General features: G+C 68.8%; 24 protein-coding genes and 2 pseudogenes. 17 read left to right on the forward strand and 9 right to left on the reverse strand.

The genetic code is table 11. The features are described from left to right. Nucleotides 1-29: 29 nt before the first annotated feature. From ACX80F_RS12990 to ACX80F_RS13000, 3 genes are all read right to left on the reverse strand, one after another. On the reverse strand, nucleotides 30-1,373 hold the full coding sequence (locus ACX80F_RS12990) for an alpha/beta fold hydrolase (protein ID WP_459336868.1): 1,344 nt from the start codon (nucleotides 1,371-1,373) through the stop codon (nucleotides 30-32). A 2-nt stretch (nucleotides 1,374-1,375) separates the two neighbouring features. Continuing rightward, entirely contained in the window at nucleotides 1,376-1,852 is a 477-nt protein-coding gene (locus tag ACX80F_RS12995; RefSeq protein WP_459336819.1) for a GNAT family N-acetyltransferase, read from the reverse strand. Nucleotides 1,853-1,916: 64 nt separating this feature from the next. After that, nucleotides 1,917-4,460 carry a DEAD/DEAH box helicase gene (locus ACX80F_RS13000; protein ID WP_459336820.1) on the reverse strand — a complete coding sequence of 848 codons (2,544 nt, stop codon included), beginning with the start codon at nucleotides 4,458-4,460 and terminating at the stop codon, nucleotides 1,917-1,919. A gap of 49 nt (nucleotides 4,461-4,509) precedes the next feature. On the opposite strand from ACX80F_RS13000, the gene ACX80F_RS13005 reads away from it, so the two are divergent. Beyond that, entirely contained in the window at nucleotides 4,510-5,283 is a 774-nt protein-coding gene (locus ACX80F_RS13005) for a trans-aconitate 2-methyltransferase (protein WP_459336821.1), read from the forward strand. Nucleotides 5,284-5,314: 31 nt separating this feature from the next. Here the strand turns inward: ACX80F_RS13005 and ACX80F_RS13010 are convergent, their stop codons facing one another. Next, nucleotides 5,315-5,965 carry an MBL fold metallo-hydrolase gene (locus ACX80F_RS13010; RefSeq protein ID WP_459336822.1) on the reverse strand — a complete coding sequence of 217 codons (651 nt, stop codon included), beginning with the start codon at nucleotides 5,963-5,965 and terminating at the stop codon, nucleotides 5,315-5,317. 149 nt (nucleotides 5,966-6,114) lie between these two features. Between ACX80F_RS13010 and ACX80F_RS13015 the strand changes: the two genes are divergently transcribed. From ACX80F_RS13015 to ACX80F_RS13085, 15 genes and pseudogenes are all read left to right on the forward strand, one after another. Continuing rightward, the gene (locus ACX80F_RS13015; RefSeq protein ID WP_459336823.1) at nucleotides 6,115-6,492 is read left to right on the forward strand and encodes a GntR family transcriptional regulator; all 378 of its coding nucleotides are present in this window, start codon (nucleotides 6,115-6,117) and stop codon (nucleotides 6,490-6,492) included. A gap of 85 nt (nucleotides 6,493-6,577) precedes the next feature. After that, nucleotides 6,578-9,490 (forward strand): excinuclease ABC subunit UvrA, encoded by a 2,913-nt coding sequence (uvrA, locus tag ACX80F_RS13020; RefSeq protein WP_459336824.1) that lies wholly within the window; start codon nucleotides 6,578-6,580, stop codon nucleotides 9,488-9,490. 74 nt (nucleotides 9,491-9,564) lie between these two features. Then, a complete protein-coding gene (locus tag ACX80F_RS13025; protein WP_459336825.1) occupies nucleotides 9,565-10,239 on the forward strand; it encodes an HAD hydrolase-like protein in 675 nt (224 codons plus the stop codon). Continuing rightward, nucleotides 10,226-10,894, forward strand: coding sequence for a lysophospholipid acyltransferase family protein (locus ACX80F_RS13030; protein ID WP_459336826.1), 669 nt, complete (start codon nucleotides 10,226-10,228; stop codon nucleotides 10,892-10,894). The genes ACX80F_RS13025 and ACX80F_RS13030 overlap by 14 nt, the downstream gene beginning before the upstream one ends. 105 nt (nucleotides 10,895-10,999) lie before the next feature. Beyond that, nucleotides 11,000-13,036, forward strand: a complete 2,037-nt coding sequence (gene uvrC, locus ACX80F_RS13035) for an excinuclease ABC subunit UvrC (protein WP_459336827.1) — start codon at nucleotides 11,000-11,002, stop codon at nucleotides 13,034-13,036. Nucleotides 13,037-13,154: 118 nt separating this feature from the next. Continuing rightward, complete coding sequence (gene rapZ, locus ACX80F_RS13040; RefSeq protein WP_459336828.1) at nucleotides 13,155-14,054, forward strand: RNase adapter RapZ; 900 nt, start codon at nucleotides 13,155-13,157, stop codon at nucleotides 14,052-14,054. 5 nt (nucleotides 14,055-14,059) lie between these two features. Then, nucleotides 14,060-15,076: a gluconeogenesis factor YvcK family protein gene (locus ACX80F_RS13045; protein ID WP_459336829.1), complete on the forward strand. Its 1,017-nt coding sequence runs from the start codon at nucleotides 14,060-14,062 to the stop codon at nucleotides 15,074-15,076. A gap of 10 nt (nucleotides 15,077-15,086) precedes the next feature. Next, nucleotides 15,087-16,067, forward strand: coding sequence for a DNA-binding protein WhiA (gene whiA / locus ACX80F_RS13050; protein WP_459336830.1), 981 nt, complete (start codon nucleotides 15,087-15,089; stop codon nucleotides 16,065-16,067). A 117-nt stretch (nucleotides 16,068-16,184) separates the two neighbouring features. Further along, nucleotides 16,185-16,814: a superoxide dismutase gene (locus ACX80F_RS13055; RefSeq protein WP_459336831.1), complete on the forward strand. Its 630-nt coding sequence runs from the start codon at nucleotides 16,185-16,187 to the stop codon at nucleotides 16,812-16,814. 275 nt (nucleotides 16,815-17,089) lie between these two features. Then, on the forward strand, nucleotides 17,090-18,100 hold the full coding sequence (gap, locus tag ACX80F_RS13060; RefSeq protein ID WP_459336832.1) for a type I glyceraldehyde-3-phosphate dehydrogenase: 1,011 nt from the start codon (nucleotides 17,090-17,092) through the stop codon (nucleotides 18,098-18,100). Between the two features lie 12 nt (nucleotides 18,101-18,112). Beyond that, nucleotides 18,113-19,363, forward strand: a complete 1,251-nt coding sequence (locus tag ACX80F_RS13065) for a phosphoglycerate kinase (protein WP_459336833.1) — start codon at nucleotides 18,113-18,115, stop codon at nucleotides 19,361-19,363. Between the two features lie 123 nt (nucleotides 19,364-19,486). Then, on the forward strand, nucleotides 19,487-20,302 hold the full coding sequence (tpiA, locus tag ACX80F_RS13070) for a triose-phosphate isomerase (RefSeq protein ID WP_459336834.1): 816 nt from the start codon (nucleotides 19,487-19,489) through the stop codon (nucleotides 20,300-20,302). Nucleotides 20,303-20,355: 53 nt separating this feature from the next. Continuing rightward, nucleotides 20,356-20,607 (forward strand): preprotein translocase subunit SecG, encoded by a 252-nt coding sequence (secG, locus tag ACX80F_RS13075; RefSeq protein ID WP_459336835.1) that lies wholly within the window; start codon nucleotides 20,356-20,358, stop codon nucleotides 20,605-20,607. 106 nt (nucleotides 20,608-20,713) lie between these two features. Continuing rightward, nucleotides 20,714-20,884 (forward strand): annotated as a pseudogene (locus ACX80F_RS13080) (NAD(+)--rifampin ADP-ribosyltransferase); the annotation flags it as partial. A gap of 253 nt (nucleotides 20,885-21,137) precedes the next feature. After that, a complete protein-coding gene (locus ACX80F_RS13085) occupies nucleotides 21,138-21,716 on the forward strand; it encodes a DoxX family protein (RefSeq protein WP_459336836.1) in 579 nt (192 codons plus the stop codon). Between the two features lie 89 nt (nucleotides 21,717-21,805). Here ACX80F_RS13085 and ACX80F_RS13090 read toward each other — a convergent pair whose 3' ends face one another. Further along, the gene (locus ACX80F_RS13090) at nucleotides 21,806-22,135 is read right to left on the reverse strand and encodes a hypothetical protein (protein WP_459336837.1); all 330 of its coding nucleotides are present in this window, start codon (nucleotides 22,133-22,135) and stop codon (nucleotides 21,806-21,808) included. A 171-nt stretch (nucleotides 22,136-22,306) separates the two neighbouring features. Here ACX80F_RS13090 and otsB point away from each other — a divergent pair, with 171 nt between their 5' ends. Next, a complete protein-coding gene (gene otsB / locus ACX80F_RS13095) occupies nucleotides 22,307-23,083 on the forward strand; it encodes a trehalose-phosphatase (protein ID WP_459336838.1) in 777 nt (258 codons plus the stop codon). Nucleotides 23,084-23,179: 96 nt separating this feature from the next. On the opposite strand, the pseudogene ACX80F_RS13100 reads toward otsB, so the two are convergent. The 4 genes and pseudogenes from ACX80F_RS13100 to ACX80F_RS13115 all read right to left on the reverse strand — a co-directional run. Next, nucleotides 23,180-23,558 (reverse strand): annotated as a pseudogene (locus ACX80F_RS13100) (IS21 family transposase); the annotation flags it as partial. Nucleotides 23,559-23,888: 330 nt separating this feature from the next. Further along, complete coding sequence (locus ACX80F_RS13105) at nucleotides 23,889-24,302, reverse strand: VOC family protein (RefSeq protein ID WP_459336839.1); 414 nt, start codon at nucleotides 24,300-24,302, stop codon at nucleotides 23,889-23,891. Between the two features lie 237 nt (nucleotides 24,303-24,539). Further along, nucleotides 24,540-24,875: a hypothetical protein gene (locus tag ACX80F_RS13110; RefSeq protein WP_459336840.1), complete on the reverse strand. Its 336-nt coding sequence runs from the start codon at nucleotides 24,873-24,875 to the stop codon at nucleotides 24,540-24,542. Next, nucleotides 24,875-25,576: a GAF and ANTAR domain-containing protein gene (locus tag ACX80F_RS13115; protein WP_459336841.1), complete on the reverse strand. Its 702-nt coding sequence runs from the start codon at nucleotides 25,574-25,576 to the stop codon at nucleotides 24,875-24,877. The genes ACX80F_RS13110 and ACX80F_RS13115 overlap by 1 nt, the downstream gene beginning before the upstream one ends. Nucleotides 25,577-25,580: the final 4 nt, after the last annotated feature.

Here is a 25,580-nt window from a genome sequence, read left to right on the forward strand (position 1 = left end):
GTCCCGAGCGCGGGCTGCGGTGGTCGCTGCTACCTCCGCGTCATCTCCAGCAGCCGCTCGAAGATCGCCTCGCCGTCGTCGGCGATGCCGTCGTGGTGGAACTCGTCCGTCTCCCACACCTGCAGGTTCCGCACGGACGCCGCCGTCGCCAACGACAGGTCCCTGTCCACGTAGATGTCGTGGCGGTACACTGCGGCCGCAGCCGGCACGATGTTGGTCGCGAGGACATCCGCGTCGTACAGCGGCCCCCAGTCCGCCTTCTCGGCGAGGATGTCGGCGACGGCCTGCAGCGGGCGGAGGGCCGGGTCCTCCTCGAAGTACCAGGGATAGACCATCTCCCCGGTGAGGAGGATCTCGCCGGCGTCGTCCCTGAACTGCGGGTATTCCTCGAGGACACGGGCCGCCGACCACGACGAGGCGAGCCCCTGGCAGTAGATCGACTCGTGCAGCACCGCGTACAGCGGCTGCGAGGCCCGGCTCACGACGGCGTGGACCTGCTCGAGGAACGACGCCGAGAGACGGGGACCGTCCGCCGTCGTCGTGAACGCGTCCTCCAGAAGATAGTGGAGGGCATGGACGCGCGTGTTGCCGCCAAGGAAGGAGCCGACCATCTGGAACCGCCGTACCGTCAGCCGCTCACCGCTCGGCAGGAACTCCTCCACCCGGTCCAGGTGGCGGGCGATCCGGGTGACGCGGTCACGATCCTCCGGGTACCACCCGAAGTACTCGGCGTTGCGTGCCCCGACGCGCGCGAACGTCGCCCGGAACACCTGATCGGGCGAACCCGCCAGGGGGGCGAGGCCGCCCGTGATCAGCGCCCGCTCGATGCCCTCCGGCGCTCGGGAGAGGTAGGTGAGGGTGCAGAACCCGCCGTAGCTCTGCCCGAGGACCGTCCAGGGACCGCTGCCCAGCCGGTGGCGGATGAGTTCGGCGTCGGCGACGATCGAGTCGGCACGGAAATGCGCGAGATAGTCGGCCTGCTCCTTCGGCGTGCGCAGGGCGTCTAGTGTCGCGGCGTCCGCCGGCGTCGAGAGACCCGTGCCGCGCTGGTCCAGCATGAGGATCCGGAAGCCCCGGGCCGCGGCCTTCATCCAGCCCGAGAGCTGGGTGATGCGCACGCCCCGGCCGCCCGGTCCGCCCTGCAGGAACAGGAGCCAGGGAAGCCGCGCCACGGCGTCGTCGGCGTGATCGGTGGACGAGTACTCGCGGGCGAACACCTCGATGCGCGGGGAGTCCGGGTCCGCGTGGTCGAGCGGGACCCGGAACACGTGGCCCGTGGCGCGCACTCCGCGCATGACGGCGGTCGGGTCGACGGTGTGCTCCACGGTGTGCTCCACGGCAGGATCGGCGGCGTCCCGCGCGGCGGCGGGCATGCTCACAGGGCGGCGACGTCGGCGAGCGCGTCGCCCGTCAGCCGGAACGTGCTCCAGTCGGACTGTGCCGCCGCTCCGAGGCTCTCGTAGAAGCGGATGGACGGTTCGTTCCAGTTGAGCACCGACCATTCCACGCGGGCGTAGCCGCGCTCGGTGGCGATCCGGGCGAGGTTCGCCAGGAGCGCCTTCCCGTGTCCGGCTCCGCGCGCCTCCGGCCGTACGTAGAGGTCCTCGAGGTAGATGCCGTTGACACCCTCCCAGGTGGAGTAGTTGAGGAACCAGAGGGCGAAGCCCTGGATCTCGCCCCGGTCCTCCGCCACGTGGGCGTAGATGGTGGGGTGCTCGCCGAACAGGGCGGCGTCGAGCGACGCGGCGGTGTTCCGGACGGCGTCCGGTTCCCTCTCGTAGAGGGCCAGGTCGTGGATGAGCTGGAGGATGACCGGAACGTCCGCCGGCCGTGCTTCCCGAATGCTAGTCATGCCTCCACCCTAGCCAAGCCGGCGGGCCGGAGGCGGTCGTGCCGGGTCGGGTCGCGAGGTCGCGTCAGGCGGCCTCCGGGCCTCCGACGCCGAGGATCCTCACCACGGGGCTGCCGGCCTCGTCGGATGCCGCGAGGTCGATCTCCGCGTTGATGCCCCAGTCGTTGTTGCCCTCGGGGTCCTTCAGGATCTGCCGCACCTTCCACGCCGTGGGTGTCTTCGTGATGAGCAGGAGGTTCGGGCCGCGTGCGTCGGGGCCGTCGTCGATGTCCTCGTAGTCACCGAAGTAGCCGTCCAGGGCCTCCGCCCAACGCTCGGCGGTCCAGCCGGAGTCCGCGTCGAGCGTCCCGAGGGCCGCGTCCTGCTCGTCGGCGAAGAGCTTGACCCGCTGGAACATCTCGTTGCGCACCATGACGCGGAAGGCGCGCTCGTTGGAGGTGACGGACGGCGGCTCGTCCGGGAGGTCGACGGCCTCCGTCGCGGCGACCGGCGTGAGGCCCGCGGCCAGCTGCGTCCACTCGTCGAGCAGGCTGCTGTCCACCTGGCGGACCAGTTCGCCGAGCCACTCGAGGATGTCGCTGAGGTCCTCGCGCAGCGCCTCGACGGGCACCGTGTGGCGCAGCGCCTTGTAGCAGTCGGCGAGGTAGCGCAGGAGGATCCCCTCGGACCGGGTCAGGGAGTAGAACGCGACGTACTCGCCGAAGCTCATGGCCCGCTCGTACATGTCCCGCACCACGGACTTCGGGGCCAGCTCGAAGTCGCCGAGCCACGGCGCCGACGCACGATAGACGTCGAAGGCCTGCTGCAGCAGTTCCTCGAGGGGCTTCGGGTAGCTGACCTCCTCGAGGCGGGCCATCCGGGCGTCGTAGTCGACGCCCTCGGCCTTCATGGCGGCCACGGCCTCCCCGCGGGCCTTCTTCTCCTGCGCATTGAGGACCTGACGGGGTTTCTCGAGCGTGGCTTCGATGACCGAGACGACGTCGAGCGCGTAGCCCGGCGCCTCCGGGTCGAGCAGCTCCAGGCTCGCCATCGCGAACGGCGAGAGCGGCTGGTTGAGGGCGAAGTTGGCTTGCAGGTGCACCTTGAGGCGCACCCGGCGGCCGTCCGGCTCGGGTTCGGGGAGTTTCTCCACGATGCCGGCCGTGACGAGTTCGCGGTAGATCCCGATGGCGCGGCGCATGAGCCTGAGCTGGGAAGCCCGCGTCTCGTGGTTCTCCGTCAGGAGCCGCTTCGCAGCCGTGAAGGGGTCGCCGGGCCGTTCGAGGAGGTTCAGGAGCATGGAGTGGCTGACGGCGAACGACGACGTCAGGGGGTCCGGGATGCTTTCCACGAGCCGCTCGTAGGTGGGCTTCCCCCAGGAGACGAAACCCTGCTGGGGCTTCTTCCGCACCACCTGGCGCAGCTTCTTCTGGTCATCGCCGAACTTGGACACTGCCTTCGCCATCGCCTTGGCGTTCTCCACGACGTGCTCGGGGGCCTGAACGACGACGGTGCCCGCGGTGTCGTAGCCCGCGCGGCCGGCACGACCGGAGATCTGGTGGAACTCCCGCGCGTTGAGCAGGCGCGTGCGGACGCCGTCGTACTTGCTGAGGGCGGTCAGGAGCACCGTGCGGATGGGCACGTTGATGCCCACGCCGAGGGTGTCGGTGCCGCAGATGACCTTGAGCAGGCCGGCCTGGGCGAGCTGCTCGACGAGGCGCCGGTACTTGGGCAGCATCCCGGCGTGGTGGACGCCGATGCCGTGGCGCACCAGCCGGTTGAGGGTCTTGCCGAAGCCGGCGGAGAAACGGAACGTCGCGATCAGCTCGGCGATGCGGTCCTTCTCCTCGCGCGTGCAGACGTTGACGCTCATGAGGTTCTGCGCGCGTTCGATCGCCTCGGCCTGGCTGAAATGCACCACGTAGACGGGGGCCTGCCGCGTGGACAGCAGCTCCTCGAGGGATTCCTGGATGGGCGTCTCGACGTAGTAGTAGTGGAGCGGGATGGGCCGCTCCACGGACGTGACGGTGGCCGTCGCCCGACCGGTCCGGTCCGTGAGGTCCTTCTCGAAACGCGTGACGTCGCCGAGGGTCGCGGACATCAGCAGGAACTGGGCCTGCGGCAGCTCGAGCAGCGGCACCTGCCACGCCCAGCCGCGCTGCGGGTCCGAGTAGAAGTGGAACTCGTCCATGACCACGGTGTCGACGTCGGCTTCGGCGCCCTCCCGCAGTGCCATGTTGGCGAGGATCTCGGCGGTGCAGCAGATGATCGGCGCGTCCTGGTTCACGCCCGAGTCACCGGTGATCATGCCGACGTTCTCCGGGCCGAAGATGTCGCAGAGGGCGAAGAACTTCTCCGACACGAGGGCCTTGATCGGGGCCGTGTAGTAGCTGGTGCGGCCCTCCGCGAAGGACTTCAGATGGGCGGCGATCGCCACGAGGGACTTCCCCGACCCGGTGGGCGTGGCCAGTATGACGTTGTTGCCCGAGACGAGCTCCATCGCGGCCTCGTCCTGCGCCGGGTAGAGGGTCAGGCCGCGCCCCGCCGCCCATCCGGTGAAGGCCTCGTAGACCGCGTCCGCGGTGAGTCGGCCGTCGTCGTGCCGGGGGAGGTGCTCTTGGATTGTCATGATCCGTTCAGCCTACCGGTGCACGGTTCGGCGGAGGTTAGGGTGGACCATGCGCTGGGACCCTGGACTCTACGCCCGCCATGCGGGGCATCGCGGGCGGCCGTTCTTCGACCTCCTCGCGCGGGTGGGGCACGACGCTCCCCGGACCGTCGTCGATCTCGGGTGCGGCCCGGGCGACCTGACGGAGACGCTCGCCCACCGCTGGCCCGACGCGCAGGTGGTCGGCCTGGACTCCAGTGCCGAGATGATCGACGCCGCGCGGCAGCGCCCCGCGCTCCCGAACCTGCGGTTCGAGGTCCGCGACCTGAATGAGTACACGGCGGGCGACGACGACGTGATCGTCACCAATGCCGCACTCCAGTGGGTGCCCGGTCATGCGGGTCTGCTCGAGCGCTGGTCCCGGGCGCTCCCGGCGGGGGGCTGGCTCGCGATGCAGGTGCCCGGGAACTTCTCGGCGCCGTCGCACGCGCTCATGCGCGACCACGCGGCGAGCCCGCGCTGGGCGTCCCGGCTCGACGGCGTCCTGCGCCACGACGACGCCGTCGGCGAACCCTCCGACTACCTCGGGATCCTCTTGTCCGCGGGGCTGGAGGCGGACGTCTGGGAGACGACGTACGAGCAGGTGCTGCCGGGGGAGGACGCCGTGCTCGGGTGGGTACGCGGCACGGGCCTGCGGCCGGTCCTCGACGCGCTGTCCGCGGACGAGGCCGAGGAGTTCGAGGCCGGCTACGGCGCACTGCTGCGCCGGGCGTACCCGGCCGGGGAGCACGGGACGGTGTTCGGCTTCCGCCGCATCTTCGCCGTCGGGCACCGGACGGCCTGACGGCCAGGCGGAGCGGGACGCAGGGCGCCTGCTACCAGCCGCGCTGCTTCCACTCCGCCAGCGAGCCCCGCTCCGCCCCGAGCGTGGTGCCCCTGCCATGGCCCGGATGCACCACGGTGTCGTCCGGCAGGTAATCGAAGACCCGCGTGACGACGTCCTCGTACAGGGACGCGAAGCGGTCGGGATCGCCCTGGGTATTGCCGAGGCCGCCCGGGAAGAGCGAGTCGCCCGTGAACAGGTGTGCGGGTCCGTGGGGGTCCCGGTACAGGAGCGCGACGGAGCCGGGCGTGTGGCCGCGCAGGTGGATCGCCTCGAGCTCGAAGCCCTCGAACGAGCCGACGTCGTGGTGCTGCAGCGGGACGTCCGTCGTCACGTCGATGTCGGCGACGTCGTCCGCCCCGGCCGCGGTGCGGGCCATCGTCGACTCCTTCACCTCGGCGAGGGCCCGCACGTGGTCCCAGTGCGAGTGCGTGGAGACGATCAGCGCCACGCGCGCCTCGGCGTCAGTGTCCTCCTGCGCGTCCGCGAGGACCGCGAGGATCGCCGGGGCGTCGTCGGCGGCATCGATCAGCACCTGCGCGCCGCTGGACTTCGACGTGAGCAGGTACACGTTGTTGTCCATCTCCGACACGGAGATGCTGCGGATCGTCACTTCGCTGAGGTCGTGCAGGGGCTCGGTCATGAGCACAGTGTAGGCAGGACACCCCGCCCCGGACGCGCACCGTGCAGCGGGGCCGGGGGAGCGGCTCCGCCTGGCGGCCGGGGCGGCGGTAGGGTTCCAGGAGGACGGCCCGGCCAGGGCCTGCGGATGAGGGACGGAAGGGACAGGGCATGGAGCAGGGCATCCCCCGGTGGCTCAGGCTGGACGAGAAGAGCTCCGTGCCGCCGTTCGAGCAGATCAAGCAGACCGTCCTCGCCGCCGCCAACGCGGGCAAGGCTCCCGTCGGCACGCGCCTGCCACCCGTGCGCGGTCTCGCCACCCACCTCGGGATCGCCGCCAACACGGTGGCCCGCGCCTACCGCGAGCTGGAGCAGGCCGGCGTCGTCGAGACCAGAGGCAGGGCCGGGACCGTCGTCGCCGCCGGCGGCGACGACGCCCGCCGACGCGTGGCCGACGCCGCCGAGGCGTTCGCCGCCGTCGTCCACTCCGCAGGGGTACCGGAGGCCGAAGCAGTGGCCATGCTGAAGGCGGCATTGCGCCGAGCGTGAACGGCACGGTCGGGGCCTCAACACCAGCGCGGATCCGGAACTATTCGAATATGCTTTCGAACGGCTTTTCTCCTACAGTTGTCTGGTGTCTATAGCAAATTCTCTCGAGCAGCACGCCCACAACCCGGAGCCCGCTCCCCAGGACCTGTCCCGGCTGATCGTCAAGGGTGCACGCGAGCACAACCTGCGGAACGTCGACCTCGACCTCCCGCGCGACGCCATGATCGTCTTCACCGGCCTCTCCGGGTCGGGTAAGTCCTCGCTCGCGTTCGACACCATCTTCGCGGAGGGACAGCGCCGCTACGTCGAGTCGCTGTCCGCCTACGCCCGGCAGTTCCTCGGCCAGGTGGACAAGCCCGACGTCGACTTCATCGAAGGCCTCTCGCCCGCGGTCTCGATCGACCAGAAGTCCACCAGCAAGAATCCCCGTTCCACCGTGGGCACGATCACCGAGATCTACGACTACATGCGCCTGCTGTGGGCACGCGTGGGACGCCCGCACTGCCCCGTCTGCGGCGAGCCGGTCGCCAAGCAGACCCCCCAGCAGATCGTGGACCAGCTTCTCGAACTCGAGGAAGGCACACGCTTCCAGGTCCTCGCCCCCGTGGTCCGCGCCCGCAAGGGGGAGTTCGTCGACCTCTTCCAGGAGCTCACGGCCAAGGGCTACTCCCGGGCCAGGGTGGACGGCAAACTCATCCAGCTGAGCGACCCGCCCAAGCTGGGCAAGCAGTACAAGCACACCATCGAGGTCATCATCGACCGCCTCGTGGTCAAGGACGGCATCCGGCAGCGCCTCACGGACTCCGTGGAGACGGCCCTCAAGCTCGCCGAGGGCCGCGTCCTCGCCGAATTCGTCGACCTCCCCGAGGACGACGCCAAACGCCTGCACGCCTACTCCGAGCACCTGGCCTGCCCCAACGAGCACCCGCTCGCCATCGACGAGGTCGAACCGCGGTCCTTCTCGTTCAACAACCCGTTCGGTGCCTGCCCCGCCTGCACGGGCATCGGCACCAAGCTCGAGGTCGACGAGGAGCTCGTCGTGCCCAACCCCGACCTCAGCCTCGCCGAGGGCGCGATCGCGCCGTGGTCGCTCGGGACGGCGACCCTCGAGTACTGGACGCGGCTCCTCGAGGGCCTCGCCTCCGAGCTGAACTTCGACGTCAGGACGCCCTGGCGCAAGCTGCCGGACCGCGCCCGCGAGGCCGCGCTGTACGGCAAGGACCACAAGGTGGTGGTGCAGTACAAGAACCGGTTCGGGCGGGAACGGAAGTACAGCACGGGCTTCGAGGGGGCCATCCAGTACATCCATCGCAAGCACCTGGAGACGGAGTCGGATCACGCCAGGGACCGGTACGAGGAGTACATGCGGGAGATCCCGTGCCCCACGTGCGGCGGCGCGCGACTGAACCCGGCCTCGCTCTCGGTGCTGATCAACGGCAGGAACATCGCCGAGGTCTCCGCGATGCCGATGCGCGACTGCGCGGACTTCCTGGACAACCTCGTCCTGACCGGCCGCGAGGCGCAGATTGCCAACCAGGTGCTCAAGGAGATCCAGGCGCGCCTGACCTTCCTCCTCGACGTCGGCCTCGAATACCTCAACCTCGAACGCGCCTCGGGCACCCTGTCCGGCGGCGAGGCGCAGCGCATCCGGCTCGCCACGCAGATCGGCTCCGGCCTCGTCGGCGTGCTCTACGTCCTCGACGAGCCGTCCATCGGCCTGCACCAGCGGGACAACCGCCGCCTGATCGAGACCCTGACGCGCCTGCGGAACCTGGGCAACACGCTCATCGTCGTCGAGCACGACGAGGACACCATCGCCGAGGCCGACTGGATCGTGGACATCGGCCCGGGCGCGGGCGAGCACGGTGGCGAGGTGGTGCACTCCGGCCTCCTCGAGGACCTGCTGACCAACGAGCGATCGCTGACCGGCGACTACCTCTCGGGGCGCCGGAAGATCGAGATCCCCGCGAAGCGCCGCAAGATCGACCGGTCGCGGCAGCTGAAGGTGGTCGGCGCGCGCGAGCACAACCTCACGAACGTCGACGCCACCATCCCGCTCGGTGTGCTCACCGCCGTCACCGGGGTCAGCGGCTCGGGCAAGTCCACGCTCGTCAACGACATCCTCTACAAGGTGCTCGCCAACAAGCTCAACGGCGCCAAGCAGGTGGCCGGGCGGCACAAGCGGATCGACGGGCTGGAGCACCTCGACAAGGTCATCCACGTGGACCAGAGCCCCATCGGCCGCACCCCGCGCTCGAACCCCGCCACCTACACGGGCGTCTTCGACAACATCCGAAAGCTCTTCGCCGAGACGACCGAGGCGAAGGTCCGCGGATACCTGCCCGGCCGGTTCTCCTTCAACGTCAAGGGCGGCCGCTGCGAGGCGTGCTCCGGCGACGGCACCCTCAAGATCGAGATGAACTTCCTGCCCGACGTCTACGTGCCCTGCGAGGTGTGCCACGGTGCGCGGTACAACCGCGAGACGCTCGAGGTCCATTACAAGGGCAAGACCATCGCCGACGTCCTGGACATGCCGATCGAGGAGGGGGCCGAGTTCTTCGCGGCGTTCAGCCCGATCGCCCGGCATCTCAACACCCTCGTGGAGGTGGGCCTCGGCTACGTCCGGCTCGGGCAGCCCGCCACCACGCTCTCCGGCGGCGAGGCCCAGCGCGTGAAGCTCGCGAGCGAACTGCAGAAGCGATCGAACGGTCGCAGCATCTACGTGCTCGACGAGCCGACCACGGGCCTGCACTTCGAGGACATCCGCAAGCTCCTGGTGGTGCTGCAGGGCCTCGTGGACAAGGGCAACACCGTCATCACGATCGAGCACAACCTCGACGTCATCAAGAGCGCGGACTGGGTGATCGACCTCGGGCCCGACGGCGGTTCCGGCGGCGGCCAGATCATCGCGACCGGTACGCCGGAGCAGGTCTCGAAGAACGAGCGCAGCTACACGGGCACCTTCCTGAAGGAGATCCTCGCCAAGGCCGCCGGGTAACCTCCTGCGGCGCCGGCGGACCCGGGAGGGCACCGATGACTCCTGCCCTCCCGGTTCCGTGGCAAACTTGGCCGGTGGCAAATACGCGTGCGCTGATCCTGTTCGACCTCGACGGAACGCTCGTCGACCCGGCAGGGACGATCACGGGAGGCATCGGTGCCGCCCTGGAGCACCACGGGTTCCCCGTCCCGCCCGCCGGCGTACTCCAGGCGATGATCGGGCCGTCCCTCGCCCATTCCCTGACCGCGACGGCCGGTGTCCCCGCCGCGCGGGTCCCCGACGTCGTCGCCACCTACCGCGCCGGCTATGTGGCTACCGGCCTGTCCGCGAGCCGCCCCTACCCGGGCATCGCCCGCTGCGTGCAGGCACTGCTCGACGGCGGCGCGACCGTCGCCGTCGCCACCCAGAAGCCCGAGTGGCTCGCCGAGGAACTCCTCGCCGCGCAGGGGCTCCGGCACCTCTTCTCCTCCGTCCACGGCTCGCCGCGCGACGAGACGGCGACCGCGAACGGCAAGACGCCCATCATCCGCGCAGCGCTCGAGCACCACGGGTACGTCGCCGCCCCCGCGGGACGCGCCGTCATGGTCGGTGACCGGCACCACGACGTGGAGGGCGCGGCCGCGAACGGTCTGGCGTGCATCGGCGTCGCCTGGGGCTTCGCGGCGCCCGGCGAGCTCGAGGCGGCGGGCGCCACCGCCGTCGTCGGGTCCGCCGGCGAGCTCCTGGAGGTGCTGCGTGGGCATCTATGACCTGACCCGCAGCACCACGCGCGGGCTCATCGCGGGCCTGTGCCGCCCCACCGTCGAAGGGCTCGGCAACGTGCCCGTGGACGGCCCGTTCATCGTGGCCCCGAACCACCTGTCCTTCCTCGACAGCGTGCTGGTGCAGGCCCTCATGCCCCGACCGGTCGCGTTCTTCGCGAAGGCCGAGTACTTCACCGGGACCGGCGTGAAGGGTGCCCTCATGAAGGGGTTCTTCGAGGGCGTGGGGTCCATCCCCGTGGAACGCGGCCAGCAGGCCGCCAGTGTGCAGGCCCTCCGGACCCTCCTCGACCTCCTCGAGCAGGGCGACGGCGTCGGCATCTACCCGGAGGGGACCCGCTCGCGCGACGGGCGGCTCTACCGGGGGAGGACCGGCGTCGGCTGGCTCGCCCTGACCACCGGAGCGCCCGTGCTGCCCGTCGGCCTGATCGGCACCGACGCGCTGCAGCCGGCCGGCGGGAAGGGCATCAGGCCCCAGCACTTCACGCTGCGGATCGGAGAGCCGCTCGTCTTCGAGAAGACCGGACCGGGGCACGCGCTGCCCGCCCGCCGGAGCACTACGGACGCCATCATGGACGGTATCGCCGCCCTCACCGGCCAGGAGCGCGTGCCCTCCTACAACCAGAGTCCCCCGACGGAGTAGCCGGCCACCAACCCATCCGTCAGCGGTGCAGCCCCCGTGCAGCCGTCAGCGGAAAGCCGGGCCGCGGGCGAGGCCGTGTCACCGCACGGCCATAGGATGAAGGACGTGGCGAACCCAGTAACCTACCGTCCGAAGACCGGCGAGATCCCCGTGGATCCGGGCGTGTACCGCTTCCGCGACGAGCACGGCCGGGTCATCTACGTGGGCAAGGCCAAGAACCTCCGCTCGCGCCTGAACTCCTACTTCGCGAGCCCGCAGGGCCTGCTGGCAAAGACGCGCAGCATGGTCTTCACCGCGGCGAGCGTCGAGTGGACCGTCGTCGGGAGTGAGCTCGAGGCGCTGCAGCTCGAGTACACGTGGATCAAGGAATTCAACCCGCGGTTCAACGTGATGTTCCGCGATGACAAGTCCTACCCCTACCTGGCGGTGACCATGGGGGAGAAGTACCCGCGCGTGCAGGTCCTGCGCGGGGACAAGAAGAAGGACACGCGGTACTTCGGGCCCTTCTACCCGGCGAAGGCCATCCGCGAGACCGTGGACACCATGCTGCGCGTCTTCCCGGTCCGCACCTGCAGCACCGGCGTGTTCAAGCGGGCCGAACGCACCGGGCGGCCCTGCCTCCTCGGGTACATCGACAAATGCTCCGCGCCGTGCGTGGGACGCATCAGCCCCGAGGACCACAAGGCCCTCGCCGGCCAGTTCTGCGAGTTCATGTCCGGGGAGGCGAAGAAGTTCATCGCCGGCCTCGAGCGGCAGATGGCCGCGGCGGTCGCCGAGCTGGACTACGAGTCCGCGGCCCGCCTGCGCGACGACATCGCCGCCCTCCGCCGGGTCTTCGAACGCAACACCGTCGTCCTCAGCGAGGAGACCGACGCCGACATCTTCGCCCTCAAGGAGGACGACCTGGAGGCGGCGGCCCAGGTCTTCCACGTCCGGGGCGGCCGCATCCGGGGCCAGCGCGGGTGGGTCGTGGAGAAGGTCGAGGACATGGACACCGCGGACCTCGTGGAGCACCTGCTGCAGCAGGTGTACGGCGAGGGCAGCAGCAGCAGCGAGCAGATCCCCCGTGAGGTCCTCGTCCCGGTCCTGCCCAGCAACGGGGAGCAGATGCTCGAGTGGCTGCGGGGCCTGCGCGGGTCCCGGGTGGAGGTGAGGGTGCCGCAGCGCGGTGACAAGGCAACGCTCATGGGCACCGTGGAGCAGAACGCCGCCGACGCCCTGCGCCTCCACAAGAGCCGCCGGGCCGGGGACATCACCACGCGCTCCGCCGCGCTGCAGGAGCTTCAGGAGGCGCTCGATCTGCCGCAGCCCCTGATGCGCATCGAGTGCTTCGACATCTCGCACGTCCAGGGCACCAACGTGGTGGCGTCGATGGTGGTCGTCGAGGACGGCCTGCCCCGGAAGTCCGAGTACCGCAAGTTCTCCATCACCGGTGACGCCGCACGGGACGACACCGCCTCCATGTACGACGTCATCCACCGCCGCTTCCGCAACTACCTGGCGGGGAAGGACGGTGCTCCGCGGGACGCCGCCGCCCCGGATCCGGACGTCGACCCCGTGGACGACGACGCGTCGGTGCTCGAACACCCCGACGTCGACGAGACGGGCACGCCCATAAGGGACACGACGACGGCGATCACACGCAACCGCTTCGCCTACCCGCCGAACCTCGTCGTCGTCGACGGCGGACCGCCCCAGGTGGCGGCAGCCGCCCGCGCGCTGCAGGACCTGGGCATCGACGACGTCTTCGTGGTCGGGCTCGCGAAGCGGCTCGAGGAGGTCTGGGTCCCGGACAGCGAATTCCCGGTCATCCTGCCGCGCGCGTCGGAGGGGCTCTTCCTCCTGCAGCGCATCCGCGACGAGGCGCACCGGTTCGCGATCACGTTCCACCGCCAGAAACGAGGGAAGTCCATGACGGCGTCAGCCCTCGACGAGGTCGCCGGGCTGGGACCGGCCAAGCGCAAGGCCCTGCTCAAGCACTTCGGGTCCGTCAAGAAGATCCGCGCCGCAAGCGTCGAGGAACTCGTCGGGGTCCCGGGGGTGGGCCCCGCCCTCGCCCGGACGATCCGCGCGTCGCTCGCGGCCGACGAGGCCGCAGCGCCGGCCGTGAACATGACCACGGGCGAGATCATCGAAGATTAGCTAGGCTGAGGCACGGCGGCCGGTCGTGCCGCCGGGAATGCACCGAATGCACCGAATGCACACCCCAGGGAACGCCGGACCACCGGGAAGCCCGTCGAGCCGGAACGGACCCACCACGATGACTGAGGCCACGAGCCTGACGCCGGTCAAACCCACCGAGTCCGAGCTGCTGGTGGTGACCGGCATGTCCGGCGCCGGCCGCAGCACCGCCGCGAACGCGCTCGAGGACCACGGCTGGTACGTCGTCGAGAACCTCCCGCCCCAGATGCTCACCACGCTGACGGAGCTCGTGGCCCGCACGCCGCAGTCCATCCCGAAGCTGGCCGTCGTCGTCGACGTGCGCGGCAAGGAGCTCTTCGACGACATCAAGGCGTCCCTGGACGCCCTCCGGGCCGCGGGCGTCCACCACCGTGTCCTGTTCCTGGACGCCGACGACGACGTCCTCGTGCGGCGCTTCGAGCAGGGCCGTCGGCCGCACCCGCTGCAGGCCGACGGGCGGATCCTGGATGGCATCGCCGCCGAACGCGAGGTGCTGAAGGAGCTCAAGCAGTCCTCCGACGTCGTGATCGACACGACCAAGCTGAACGTGCACGCCCTCGCGACCACGGTCACGGAGCTGTTCTCCGACTCGGGCCCCATCGTCCTGCGCCTCAACGTCATGAGCTTCGGCTTCAAGTACGGGCTCCCGGTGGACGCGAACTACGTGGCCGACGTCCGCTTCATCCCGAATCCTCACTGGGTGCCCGCTCTCCGGCCCCAGACCGGGCTCGACACACCGGTGCGCGAGTACGTCCTCGGCGCGCAGGGCGCAGCGGACTTCATCGACAAGTACGTGGACGCCCTGGTGCCCGTCCTCGACGGGTATCGCCGCGAGAACAAGCACTACGCGACCATCGCCGTCGGCTGCACCGGCGGGAAGCATCGCTCGGTGGCCGTGACGGAGGAGATGGCGAAGCGGCTCGCGCAGCTGCCCGGCGTCCAGGTCTCGGCCCACCACCGCGACCTCGGACGCGAGTAGCCGCGATGATGTCCGGATCGCTGCCCCTCGTCCCGCCGGCACGCCGCTCCGGGGACGGCCAGGGCGCGGGCCCCACCGTCGTCGCCCTCGGCGGCGGCCACGGGCTCTCGGCGTCCCTGTCGGCGCTGCGCCTCCTGACGCAGGAACTGACCGCGATCGTGACGGTCGCCGACGACGGCGGATCCTCCGGGCGGCTTCGGCGGGAACTCGGGGTGCTGCCGCCGGGGGACCTCCGGATGGCGCTGGCGGCCCTGTGCGACGACACGGACTGGGGGCGCACCTGGCGCGACGTCATGCAGCACCGCTTCTCCTCCCGGAACGGTGAGGAGGGATCCCTCCACGACCACGCGATGGGGAACCTCCTGATCGTCACGCTGTGGGAGCTGCTCGGCGACCCGGTCGCCGGCCTGCAGTGGGCCGGAGCGCTGCTGGGCGCGCGCGGCCGGGTGCTGCCCATGGCGAGCGTGCCCCTGACCATCGAGGGCGACGTGCTGAGCGAGGCCGGCGGGTCGCTGCGCTCGACCACGGTGTCGGGGCAGGCGAAGCTCGCGGTCGCCGCGGACACCGGCAATGTGAGCAACGTGCGGCTGGTCCCCGGCGACGCCCCGGCCTGCAACGACGCCCTGGAGGCCGTCGAGGCGGCCGACTGGGTGATCCTCGGGCCCGGATCCTGGTACACCTCCGTGCTGCCGCACCTGCTCCTGCCGGAGCTGCGCGACGCGCTGTGCCGCACCTCCGCCCGCCGGTGCCTCACCATGAACCTGAGCAACGACACCCGGGAGACCCTGGGCATGAGCGCCATCGACCACCTCAATGTGATCTCGCGGTACGCGCCCGACCTCAAGGTCGACGTCGTCCTCGTCGACCCCTCGGTCGTGGCGGACCGGACGGAGTTCGAGAGCGCCGTCGCCGGGATGGGCGGGCGCGCCGTCTTCGGTAGAGTGGGAGTTTCGACCGGCAACCCCGTGCATGATCCGCTGCGCCTGGCGACGTCCTACAACGACATGTTCGCGGAGATCTAGGAGTGTATCTGTGGCACTGACCGCCGACGTCAAGGAGGAGCTCTCGCACCTCGACGTCAAGAAGTCCTCCGTGCGCAAGGCCGAGGTGTCCGCACTGCTCAGGTTCGCCGGCGGCCTCCACATCATCTCCGGCCGGATCGTCATCGAGGCCGAAGTGGATCTCGCGTCCACGGCCCGCCGGCTGCGGGCGGCCATCGCCGAGGTGTACGGCCACAACAGCGACATCATCGTGGTGACGGGAGGCGGCCTCAAGCGCGGCAACCGCTACGTGGTGCGCGTCGTCCGTGACGGCGAGTCCCTCGCCCGCCAGACCGGGCTGCTCGACAGCCGTGGACGGCCCGTCCGCGGCCTGCCGTCCGCCGTCGTCAACGGCTCGACGGCGGACGCCGAAGCGGTGTGGCGTGGAGCGTTCCTCGCCCACGGCTCCCTCACCGAACCCGGCCGGTCCTCGTCCCTCGAGGTCACGTGCCCGGGGCCGGAATCGGCCCTCGCCCTCGTCGGGGCGGCCCGCCGGCTCGACATCGCGGCGAAGGCCCGCGAGGTACGCGGCGTCGACCGCGTGGTGATCCGCGATGGCGACACCATCGCCGCCCTCCTGACCCGCATGGGGGCCCACGACGCCCTGATGGTGTGGGAGGAGCGCCGCATGCGCAAGGAGGTCCGCGCGACCGCCAACCGCCTCGCGAATTTCGACGACGCGAACCTGCGCCGCTCGGCCCAGGCCGCCGTCGCCGCCGGTGCCCGCGTGGAACGCGCCCTCGAGATCCTCGGGGAGAACGTCCCCGACCACCTGCGCTATGCGGGCGAGCTGCGCGTCGCCCACAAGCAGGCGAGCCTCGACGAACTCGGTCGGCTCGCGGATCCCCCGATGACCAAGGACGCGATCGCCGGGCGGATCCGGCGGCTGCTCGCGATGGCGGACAAGAGGGCGTCGGACATCGGGATCCCGGGCACCGATGCGAATGTGACCGCGGACATGCTCGACGAATGAGCCGAGTGCATAGGATGGAACAGCAAGCCCGCTTCTGATCAGCGGGATGCCTGCCATCCGGACTCCCTGCGGGTCCGCCGATCGTGCGGGTACCGAGATCACTACATGGAGGACTACGTGAGCGAATACGTACTGCCGGATCTTGACTACGACTACGCCGCCCTGGAACCGCACATCTCCGGGCGGATCATGGAACTGCACCACTCCAAGCACCAGGCCACCTACGTCAAGGGCGCCAACGACGCCCTCGCGCAGCTCGCCGAGGCCCGCGAGAAGGGCGCGTTCGGCACCATCCCGAAGCTCTCCAAGGACCTCGCGTTCCACGTCGGCGGCGTCATCAACCACAGCATCTTCTGGAAGAACATGTCCCCCGAGGGAGGCGACAAGCCCGAGGGCGAGCTCGCCGCGGCCCTCGACGACGCGTTCGGCTCCTTCGACGCGTTCCGCGCGCACTTCACTGCAGCGGCCACCTCGCTGCAGGGCTCCGGGTGGGCCGTCCTCGCCTACGAGCCGCTGGGCAAGAACATCGTCATCGAGCAGCTTTACGACCAGCAGGGCAACGTGCCCGTGGGCACCATCCCGCTGCTGATGCTCGACATGTGGGAGCACGCCTTCTACCTGGACTACGTCAACGTGAAGCCCGACTACGTGAAGGCGTGGTGGAACCTGGTGAACTGGGCCGACGTCCAGACCCGCTTCCAGGCAGCACGCACCGGGGCGTCAAGCCTCATCACCCCCGGCGCCTGACCTGCCCGGCGTCCCGGTCGGGTGGGCATGACGCTCATCCGGTCGGGCGGCCGGCGTCATGAGTGCGGTCCTGGTGCCGCGCTGAGTAAGGTTGGAGCAGTGCAGGTCGATCCGCCCGGTACCGTTCCGGCACACGCCGGTGCAGCAACACCAGCAGAACCAGCAGGACCCGAGAATTTCGGCACGACGGTGTGCCCGGTACAGATCTATTCGTCGCCGGTATCGCCCGAGAGCGGTCAGCAAGGCGGCACCACCTACGAAGGAGATGGACACCAATGACTACTCGCGTTGGAATCAATGGCTTCGGCCGCATCGGCCGCAACTACTTCCGTGCGGCCCTCGAGCAGGGAGCGGACCTCGAGATCGTCGCGGTCAACGACCTCACCAGCCCCGAGGCCCTCGCGCACCTGCTGAAGTACGACTCCGTGACCGGCCGGTTGAAGGCCTCTGTCGAGGTCGAGGGCGGCGACCTCGTCGTCGGCGGCAAGCGCGTGAAGGTCCTGGCCGAGCGCGATCCGGCGAACCTGCCCTGGAAGGACCTCGGCGTCGACATCGTCATCGAGTCCACCGGCTTCTTCACCAAGGCGTCCGACGCACAGAAGCACATCGACGCCGGAGCGACGAAGGTCCTGATCTCCGCGCCCGCCACCGACGAGGACCTCACCGTCGTGCTCGGCGTCAACGACGGCGACTACGACCCCGAGAACCACCACATCATCTCGAACGCGTCGTGCACCACGAACTGCCTCGGCCCCCTCGCGAAGGTCCTGAACGACTCCTTCGGCATCGAGCGCGGCCTCATGACGACGATCCACGCGTACACCGCCGACCAGAACCTGCAGGACGGCCCCCACAAGGACCTGCGGCGCGCCCGCGCCGCCGCGATCAACATGGTCCCCACCTCCACGGGTGCGGCCAAGGCCATCGGCCTCGTCCTTCCCGAGCTCAAGGGCAAGCTCGACGGCTACGCCGTCCGCGTGCCCGTGCCCACCGGCTCCGCAACCGACCTCACGGTCACCGTGGGCCGCGAGGTCACGACCGAGGAAGTCAACGCGGCCTTCAAGGCAGCCGCGGCCGACGGGTCGCTCAAGGGCTACCTCTCCTACACGGAGGAGCCCATCGTGTCCTCCGACATCGTCACGGACCCGTCGTCGTGCATCTTCGACTCCGGGCTGACCAAGGTCCTCGGCAACCAGGTGAAGGTCGTCGGCTGGTACGACAACGAGTGGGGCTACTCGAGCCGCCTGGTCGACCTGACCGAAATCGTCGCGGCCAAGCTCTCCTAGGCGGTCCCGCCCGTGGCTTACGCATCACTCGACGACCTCCTCGCCGAAGGAGTCCGGGGACGCCGCGTCCTCGTCCGCTCCGACCTCAACGTGCCCCTCGACGGTGAGGTCCCTGACCTGAGGGTCACCGACGACGGCCGCGTCCGCGCGTCCCTGCCTGTTCTGCGCAAGCTGAGCGAGGCGGGGGCCGCCGTCATCGTGATGGCCCACCTCGGGCGGCCCAAGGGCGCTCCTGAGGAGAAGTACTCGCTCAAGCCGGCCGCCGACGTCCTCCGGGACCTGGCGGACTTCCCCGTCACCCTGGCCGGCGACACCACGGGGGAGGGCGCGCGCAGCGCAGCTGCGGCCCTGTCCGAGGGGGAGGTGCTCCTGCTCGAGAACGTGCGCTTCGACGCCCGTGAGACCAGCAAGGACGACGCCGAGCGCGCCGCCTTCGCCCGGGAGCTCGCCGACCTGGTAGGCCCCGACGGGGCCTACGTGGACGACGCCTTCGGCGCCGTGCACCGCCGGCACGCGAGCGTGTACGACGTCGCGGCCCTGCTGCCCGCCTACCAGGGCGACCTCGTGCGGGCCGAACTCGTGGTCCTCGAGCGGCTGACGAAGGACCCTCAGCGGCCCTTCGTCGTCGTGCTCGGCGGGTCCAAGGTCTCCGACAAGCTCGCCGTGATCGAGAACCTGATCGGCACCGCCGACCGCATCCTCGTGGGCGGCGGCATGGTGTTCACGTTCCTCGCCGCCCAGGGTCACGCGGTCGGGGCGAGCCTCCTGGAGGAGGACCAGATCGACGTCGTGCGGGGCTACCTCGAGCGCGGAGCGCGGGACGGTACGCAGTTCGTGCTGCCCACGGACATCGTCGTGGCCGAGAAGTTCGCGGCTGACGCCAAGTCCGGCGTGGCCGCCGCGGACGCCATCGAGGCAGGAACGTTCGGGGCGTCCGGGATCGGGCTCGACATCGGGCCCGCGACCGGTCAGGACTTCGCCGCGAACATCGCCGAGGCGAAGACCGTGTTCTGGAACGGACCCATGGGCGTCTTCGAGTTCGATGCCTTCGCCGGCGGTACGCGTGCCGTCGCACAGGCCCTCGTCGATGCCCAGGCGAAAGGCGCCCTGACCGTGGTCGGTGGTGGCGATTCCGCCGCCGCCGTGCGCGGCCTCGGCTTCGCCGACGAGCAGTTCGGGCACATCTCCACGGGGGGTGGCGCCAGCCTCGAATACCTCGAGGGCAAGGAGCTCCCCGGGCTGACCGCCCTCGCCCGCGACTAGCGGGACGGTCCAGGCCGGCAACGGCGGGGACCAACCGCCCGTCCCCGGGCGCACAGGAAAGGCGGGATCCGCGCGGCGCAGGCCGCGCGGAGCCCGCCGCCAACGAACAGATGGAGTACCACGATGACCACCTCGACCAATGGCGTGTTCGACCGCCGCCCGCTCATCGCGGGCAACTGGAAGATGAACCTCGACCACATGCAGGGCATCACCTTCCTGCAGAAGCTCGCCTGGACCCTGGACGACGCCGGCCACGACTTCTCGCGCGTCGAGGTGTCCGTGTTCCCTCCGTTCACTGATTTGCGCGGCGTACAGACCCTCGTGAAGGGCGACAACCTGGACGTCGTCTACGGCGGTCAGGACCTTTCGCCGGAGGATTCCGGTGCCTACACCGGTGACATCTCCGGGCAGTTCCTCGGGAAGCTGGATTGCACCTACGTGCTGGTGGGCCACTCCGAGCGCCGGACCATCCACTCGGAGTCTGACGAGCTGCTGAACCGCAAGCTGCACGCGGCCTACCGCCACGGGCTGGTTCCGGTCCTCTGCGTCGGCGAGGGCCTGGAGATCCGCCAGGCCGGAACACACGTCGAGCACACCCTCGAGCAGCTCCGTCTGGGCGTCGCAGGGCTGTCCGCCGAGCAGGCCGCCGACCTCGTCGTCGCGTACGAGCCGGTCTGGGCGATCGGCACGGGAGAGGTGGCGGGACCCGAGGACGCGCAGGAGATGTGCGCGGCACTCCGCGCCGAGCTCGGCTCGCTGTTCGACGCCGAAACCGCCGGGAAGACCCGCCTCCTGTACGGCGGATCCGTGAAGTCCGGCAACGTGGCGAGCATCCTGCGGGAGCGCGACGTCGACGGCGTCCTGGTGGGCGGGGCGAGCCTCGACGTGTCCGAGTTTGCTAGTATTGTCAGGTTCGAACAGCATCTGGTGACAGACTAAGTTCCGTGCGCCGGCCGCTCCACCGAGCGGCTACCGAGCCTTGAAAGGGCCCCGTGGAAATCCTCCGTATCATCCTGTTCGTCCTGCTCGGGATCACCAGCCTCCTGCTGACCCTGCTGATCCTGCTCCACAAGGGGCGCGGTGGTGGCATGTCGGACATGTTCGGTGGCGGCATGACCTCGAGCATGGGGTCTTCGGGCGTGGCCGAGCGCAACCTGAACCGCTTCACCGTGGCGCTCGGGCTGGCATGGGGGACCGTCATCGTGGCCCTCGGCCTCATCCAACGGTTCGCCGGCGAGTCCTAGGCACTCCAATACTCCTGGGCCGACCTTCCGGTCCGACGACAGAGCCCCCGTATCCGGCCGGATACGGGGGCTCTGTCGTCGCGTCGGGGACGATGCCGGTTCTTGACACTTCACAGCTCCCGACGATGGCGCCGGCCTCGCAGCGGAGCTCGCCGCGGAACTCGCGGAGGTGCGCACTGCAACTCCACGCGTGTTTGTGGTCGAGCCCATCGGGCCGTTCGAGGACGACCCGAACGTGACCGACAAGAGATTCCCCGGTACCCCGTCCCGGTCTCATGCGGTCCGCGAAGTTTCGAGTAGGCAGGTTCGTCTTGGTCAGTTCCAGCAGGTGGCCTCTAGGTGCCACTGGTGGGCGGCGAACCCCAGGCGTGTGTAGCGTGATGTCTGTGGCGCTGGATGGCGGGCGCCGCGCGCTGATCTCCCATCTGCAGTGTCCGGCAGCTGGGGTGGGACGAGCGGGCTTCCCTGGGCCGATTCTGCCGAACACCACGCATAACCTCCAAGCCTTATCCACCGAGAGGATCATCATTATGACAAACGACAGCTCGACTCCCGCAGCGACCACTGCCGCTCGGACACTGTTCCGCGCCGCACTCGGCGGTGTGCTGATTGCGCACGGATCTCAGAAACTCTTCGGTTGGTTCGGTGGGGGAGGTATCGAAGAGACGAGCAAGGGCATGCACGCTATGGGCTTCCGCCCTGCAAAGACCAGCGCCATGCTCGCCGGCATCGGTGAGGCGGGCGCAGGCATGGCCCTGGCGCTCGGCTTTGCCACGCCTGCCGCCGGGGCAGCTGCCGCCACAACGATGGGTGTCGCAGCCAGCGTGCACGCACCGAACGGCTTCTTCGCCATGGAAGGCGGCCTGGAATACCCGGCTGTGCTCGGACTCGCGGCCACGTCCTTCGCAATCGGCGGACCCGGGAAGATCTCCTTGGACGCGCTCACCGGCCACATTCTCGACCGGCCCTGGATGCGGGCAGTCGCCGTCACCGCGATACCGATATCCATCGGCGTACAAATCTACCGCCGCCGCAAAGCACTCGCTGCTGACAGCACACCTGCAGCAGACGCCACCCCGGCCGAGGAGGGGTCGACGGAACGGGCGTGACGGTAAGGACCGCCGGCAGCGCAGGCCTAGCGAGAGGGACGCTCCCTGCCCAGTTGGGTGGACGAGGAATGGTCCGCGGACATGTACGTTCAGGCGGGCTTGCCCTTCGAGTACTCCGCACCCAACACGCGGGCGTCGATGACGGGTAGGAGATACGCATGACCCGAGAGGCGATCGACCTGCTGGGTCGGCGTCCACCGAATCGACCCAGCGCTGGCGTCGATGGCACACCATATCCCGGCCTCGTACCGGCCGGGCCAGGCGGTCGTCGCACCGATCCACGGCGACTGAGTCGCGGAACCGATCTCCTGCGCTAGGCTGTCGGCACAGCAGTGTGGTCCTTCTTCGTCGGCGACACCGTGTTCGAAGCCCACGGAGACCAGACGCTGCACGAAGCGATAGCCCGCTGATTGTGTCAACGCTAAGTGGCCCCGGGGTAACGGGTATACCTGGCCCGCTTCAGGACGCGCCGAGACACTACCACCGGCTAAACGACCACCCGATAGAGGAGCTTCGTGCGGTAGAGGATTCGTGATTGGGATAGCGGGGTAGTCAGATAGTCCATGGTGCTCGCGGTCTAGGGTGAAGGTATGGACGCAGCGACCACGGTAATGCAAGCCCTGACCACCAGCGAGGGAGCTGGCTTGGTCATGGATTTCGACGGGGTTCTCTCGCGCATCACTGATGACCCGAGTGCGAGCCAGCTACTTCCTGGCACTGAAGAGATCCTCGCGGACCTGGCGGCTAAGCTCTCGGTCGTTGCGCTCCTCTCCGGGCGGCCGGTCGCCTTCCTGGCCGACCGAGTGTCAATTCCCGGGGTGGGGCTCTATGGCTCCTACGGTCTCGAACGCTTCACGGAAAGCGGCATTGAGATTGTTCCGGAAGCCGAGCAGTGGCTGACGGCTGTCGAGGAAACTACTCGCGTGCTGCACCAACAGCTGGACGGTGTCAAAGGCATTTTCGTCGAAGACAAGTCCCTTGCAGTCGCCGTGCACTGGCGTCGAGCACCGGACCGGGATTGTGCCGTCGAGCTCGTCGCTCCACTCATTCGAGAAGTGATTGACACGTACGGGCTGCGCCACGAGCCCGGCAAGTTCGTGGAGGAGCTTCGGATGCCGCTGGAGCAGGACAAGGGCACCGCTCTTCAGAGGATCATCAGCACGAGAAACCTTCGGACAGTCGCATACGCAGGCGATGACCGAGGTGACCTACCGGCCTTCGAAGCGGCAACCCTGACAGGCGGGCACACGCTCGTCGTCGATGGTCCCGACATGGCCCCGGAAGTCAGCAAGATCACCGGCGCTCACTTCGACGGCCCCGAGGACTTCCAGTCGTGGCTACGCCAGCTCAACAACACCCTGCGCTAGCGACGACGCTCGCTTAGCAATTCTTCGACCACGGACTCGCGCCCATGCCCGCCTACGACCGCACCCTCCTCGCCCCGCCATCAATGAACTCATTGACACCTCCACCCGGCGGCCGGTCTCGACATCAATCTCGGCCCGCCGGACCCGGACGTCATCGCGGACCGTGGAATACGCAACTCCTCCGCGCCGTGCTCATCGACGAGCCGGGCCGGGCCAGGACCCTGCGGGAGGTATGGCGTTGCTTCCGCGGCGCCGCCGTGTCCTCGAGCAGCATCGCCTGGATCACGGTCGTGAACGGCTCAAGCCGTCGGGACACTCCCTGCCTGGGTCTGTGATCCGGCGGTAAGGCAGAGGTCAGAGCCTTTCTGACCGTCCTTCGATGCACTCCATGCCTGACCGCCAGCGCGCGCACCGAAAGACCCTCGACTCGAGCGTCCCTGCGAGTCTGCGCGAATAACTCCACCCTCGACTCCATCCAGACCAGCCCTCCGTCTCACCCATCAACTGAAGGACCCAACGGTGGCGGTGGGGCCACAAATAACCGTCATACCGAGCCCGGTGAGTCGTGCAGCGGGAACGAAGATAACCGTCCTATCGGGGCCACTCAAACCTGTCACAGTCAACCCACTCTTGAACACCGATCTTGCCCGCCTCACGTCAGTGGCTCGTCGGTGAGACCGCGCATCTTCGAGGCATACGCCGTCTGCATCGTCGCGAGAACCATCACGCAGTCTGCCATCACGAGCGACAGCAGCAACCGTAAGTGCATCGTCTGCTGAACGTGCCGGTAGGACTCGAGTCTGCTTCATGCTACGAAGATGCAGAACGGATGACCGGCTGGGTCGGTGTAGACGTATAGCGGCTCATCGGGGTCATCCGTGCGGTCGAAGAGGAGCTGAGCTCCCATTACTAATGCTTTGGAGTGTTGATCGGCGAGTGCCTCCCGGTCAGGAACGGTGAGGTCGAGGTGCATCTGCATCGGCACATCAGGCGCGGGCCAAGTTGTCCGCTTCAGGTGACAAACCTGCTGGAAAGCGAGTTTCCGGTTGCCGTCGGAGTCGGTCAACACCAGCCAGTCGACATCATCGACCTGCCCCTCGGTCGGAGGTTCGTCTCCTAGCCGGTACCGGAGTCCGAGAAGTTGGCGGTAGAACTCCGCCAGTCCTCGTACGTCAGTGGTGTCGAGGACCGTGTGGAGTAGCTGCGGGTATCCAGTCATGGGGTGAGGCTAATCGTTACAGACGGTCCCTCACCAGTATCGCGTGTGTCATGGGTCGAGGCTGTCACGCCACCTGCGGAAGCGGGAATCACCCTCAGGCCGGACTCTCACACACCGTTCTCTTACAGCCCCCACGCTTGGCGCCAATGACTATTTCTCGTGTCGCCCTGTTCAGCCGCGGCAGGGCGTTGACGACGGTTATGGTGGGCACGAGCCTGAGTGCGATGAACACGACGCCTAGGATGCCTCGTTGAAGTCATCCCGGTCATCGTGGCGGTCGAGGACATCCAGAGCAACCAATGTATCCGGTTCGTCCGGGTCGTCGGGGTCGTTGCTGTAGGGGGCGGTCGGTGGGAGTGTTTCGGCGATGAGTTCGTTGACTGCAAGGGACACGAGGTCCCTGTTCAGGGGGGTCAGCATGATCAGCCCATTGAGGTAGGCGTCGACCTCGAACTCATCGACGTCCCCTGTGAAGGAGAAGTAGCGGATCCACACGTTCCGGACGTTGAGCCCACCGTCGTGGATGGCGTGCAGTGTGCGCTGTCGTTGGTCCTCAGGGGTGGTCTTGGACATCACGGATCCGGGGTGGGTTTCGTGGCGTTCTGACGCTCACTGATCCGTGCGGCCATGATGCCGATGGTGGTGTTGGCGTCGGTGGCGAGGTTGATCAGGTGGTTCATGGCCACCTGGCGGTCCATATCAAGGCGTTCCATCAGGATGCCGCGGGCGACTCCGATGGTGTCCCGTTCGGCCAGGGACGCCTTGACGTCGTTGCTGATCCGCTGTGGGGTGTCGTGGGCCTGGATGTGGCCGAGGAGGGTCGCGGCGGAGCGGGCGAGGTTGATCAGCAGCCGCCGGTCCTCGTCCGAGAATGCGTCGGCGGTGTTCGAGTAGACCTTCATGGCCCCGAGTCCGGTCGGTTTGTCCAGCAGGGGCACGCTGAGGCAGGAGCGGACACCGAGCGGGGCCACTGCGGTCGTCCATCGTTGCCACCGCTGATCGGTGTGGGTGTCGGTGATGTAGACGGACTCACCCGACACCCAGGCGCTCATGCAGGGTCCTTGGCCGAGCTCGTACTGCTGGTCATCGGCTTCGAGCACGCGCGGGTCGGTCGCGCCCACGCTCATACGTCTGCCGTCCGTGTCCATGAGGCTCACGCCGGCGCCCTCGGCGGCACCGATGATGTCGCGGGCGATTTCGGCCAGGCCGTCGACCGCGTCGTGGGCGGTCTGCTCGGTGAGGAGGTAACCGTTGGTTCGCCCGAAAATCGCCAACACC

It is taken from the genome of Arthrobacter sp. TMS2-4 (assembly GCF_054511075.1).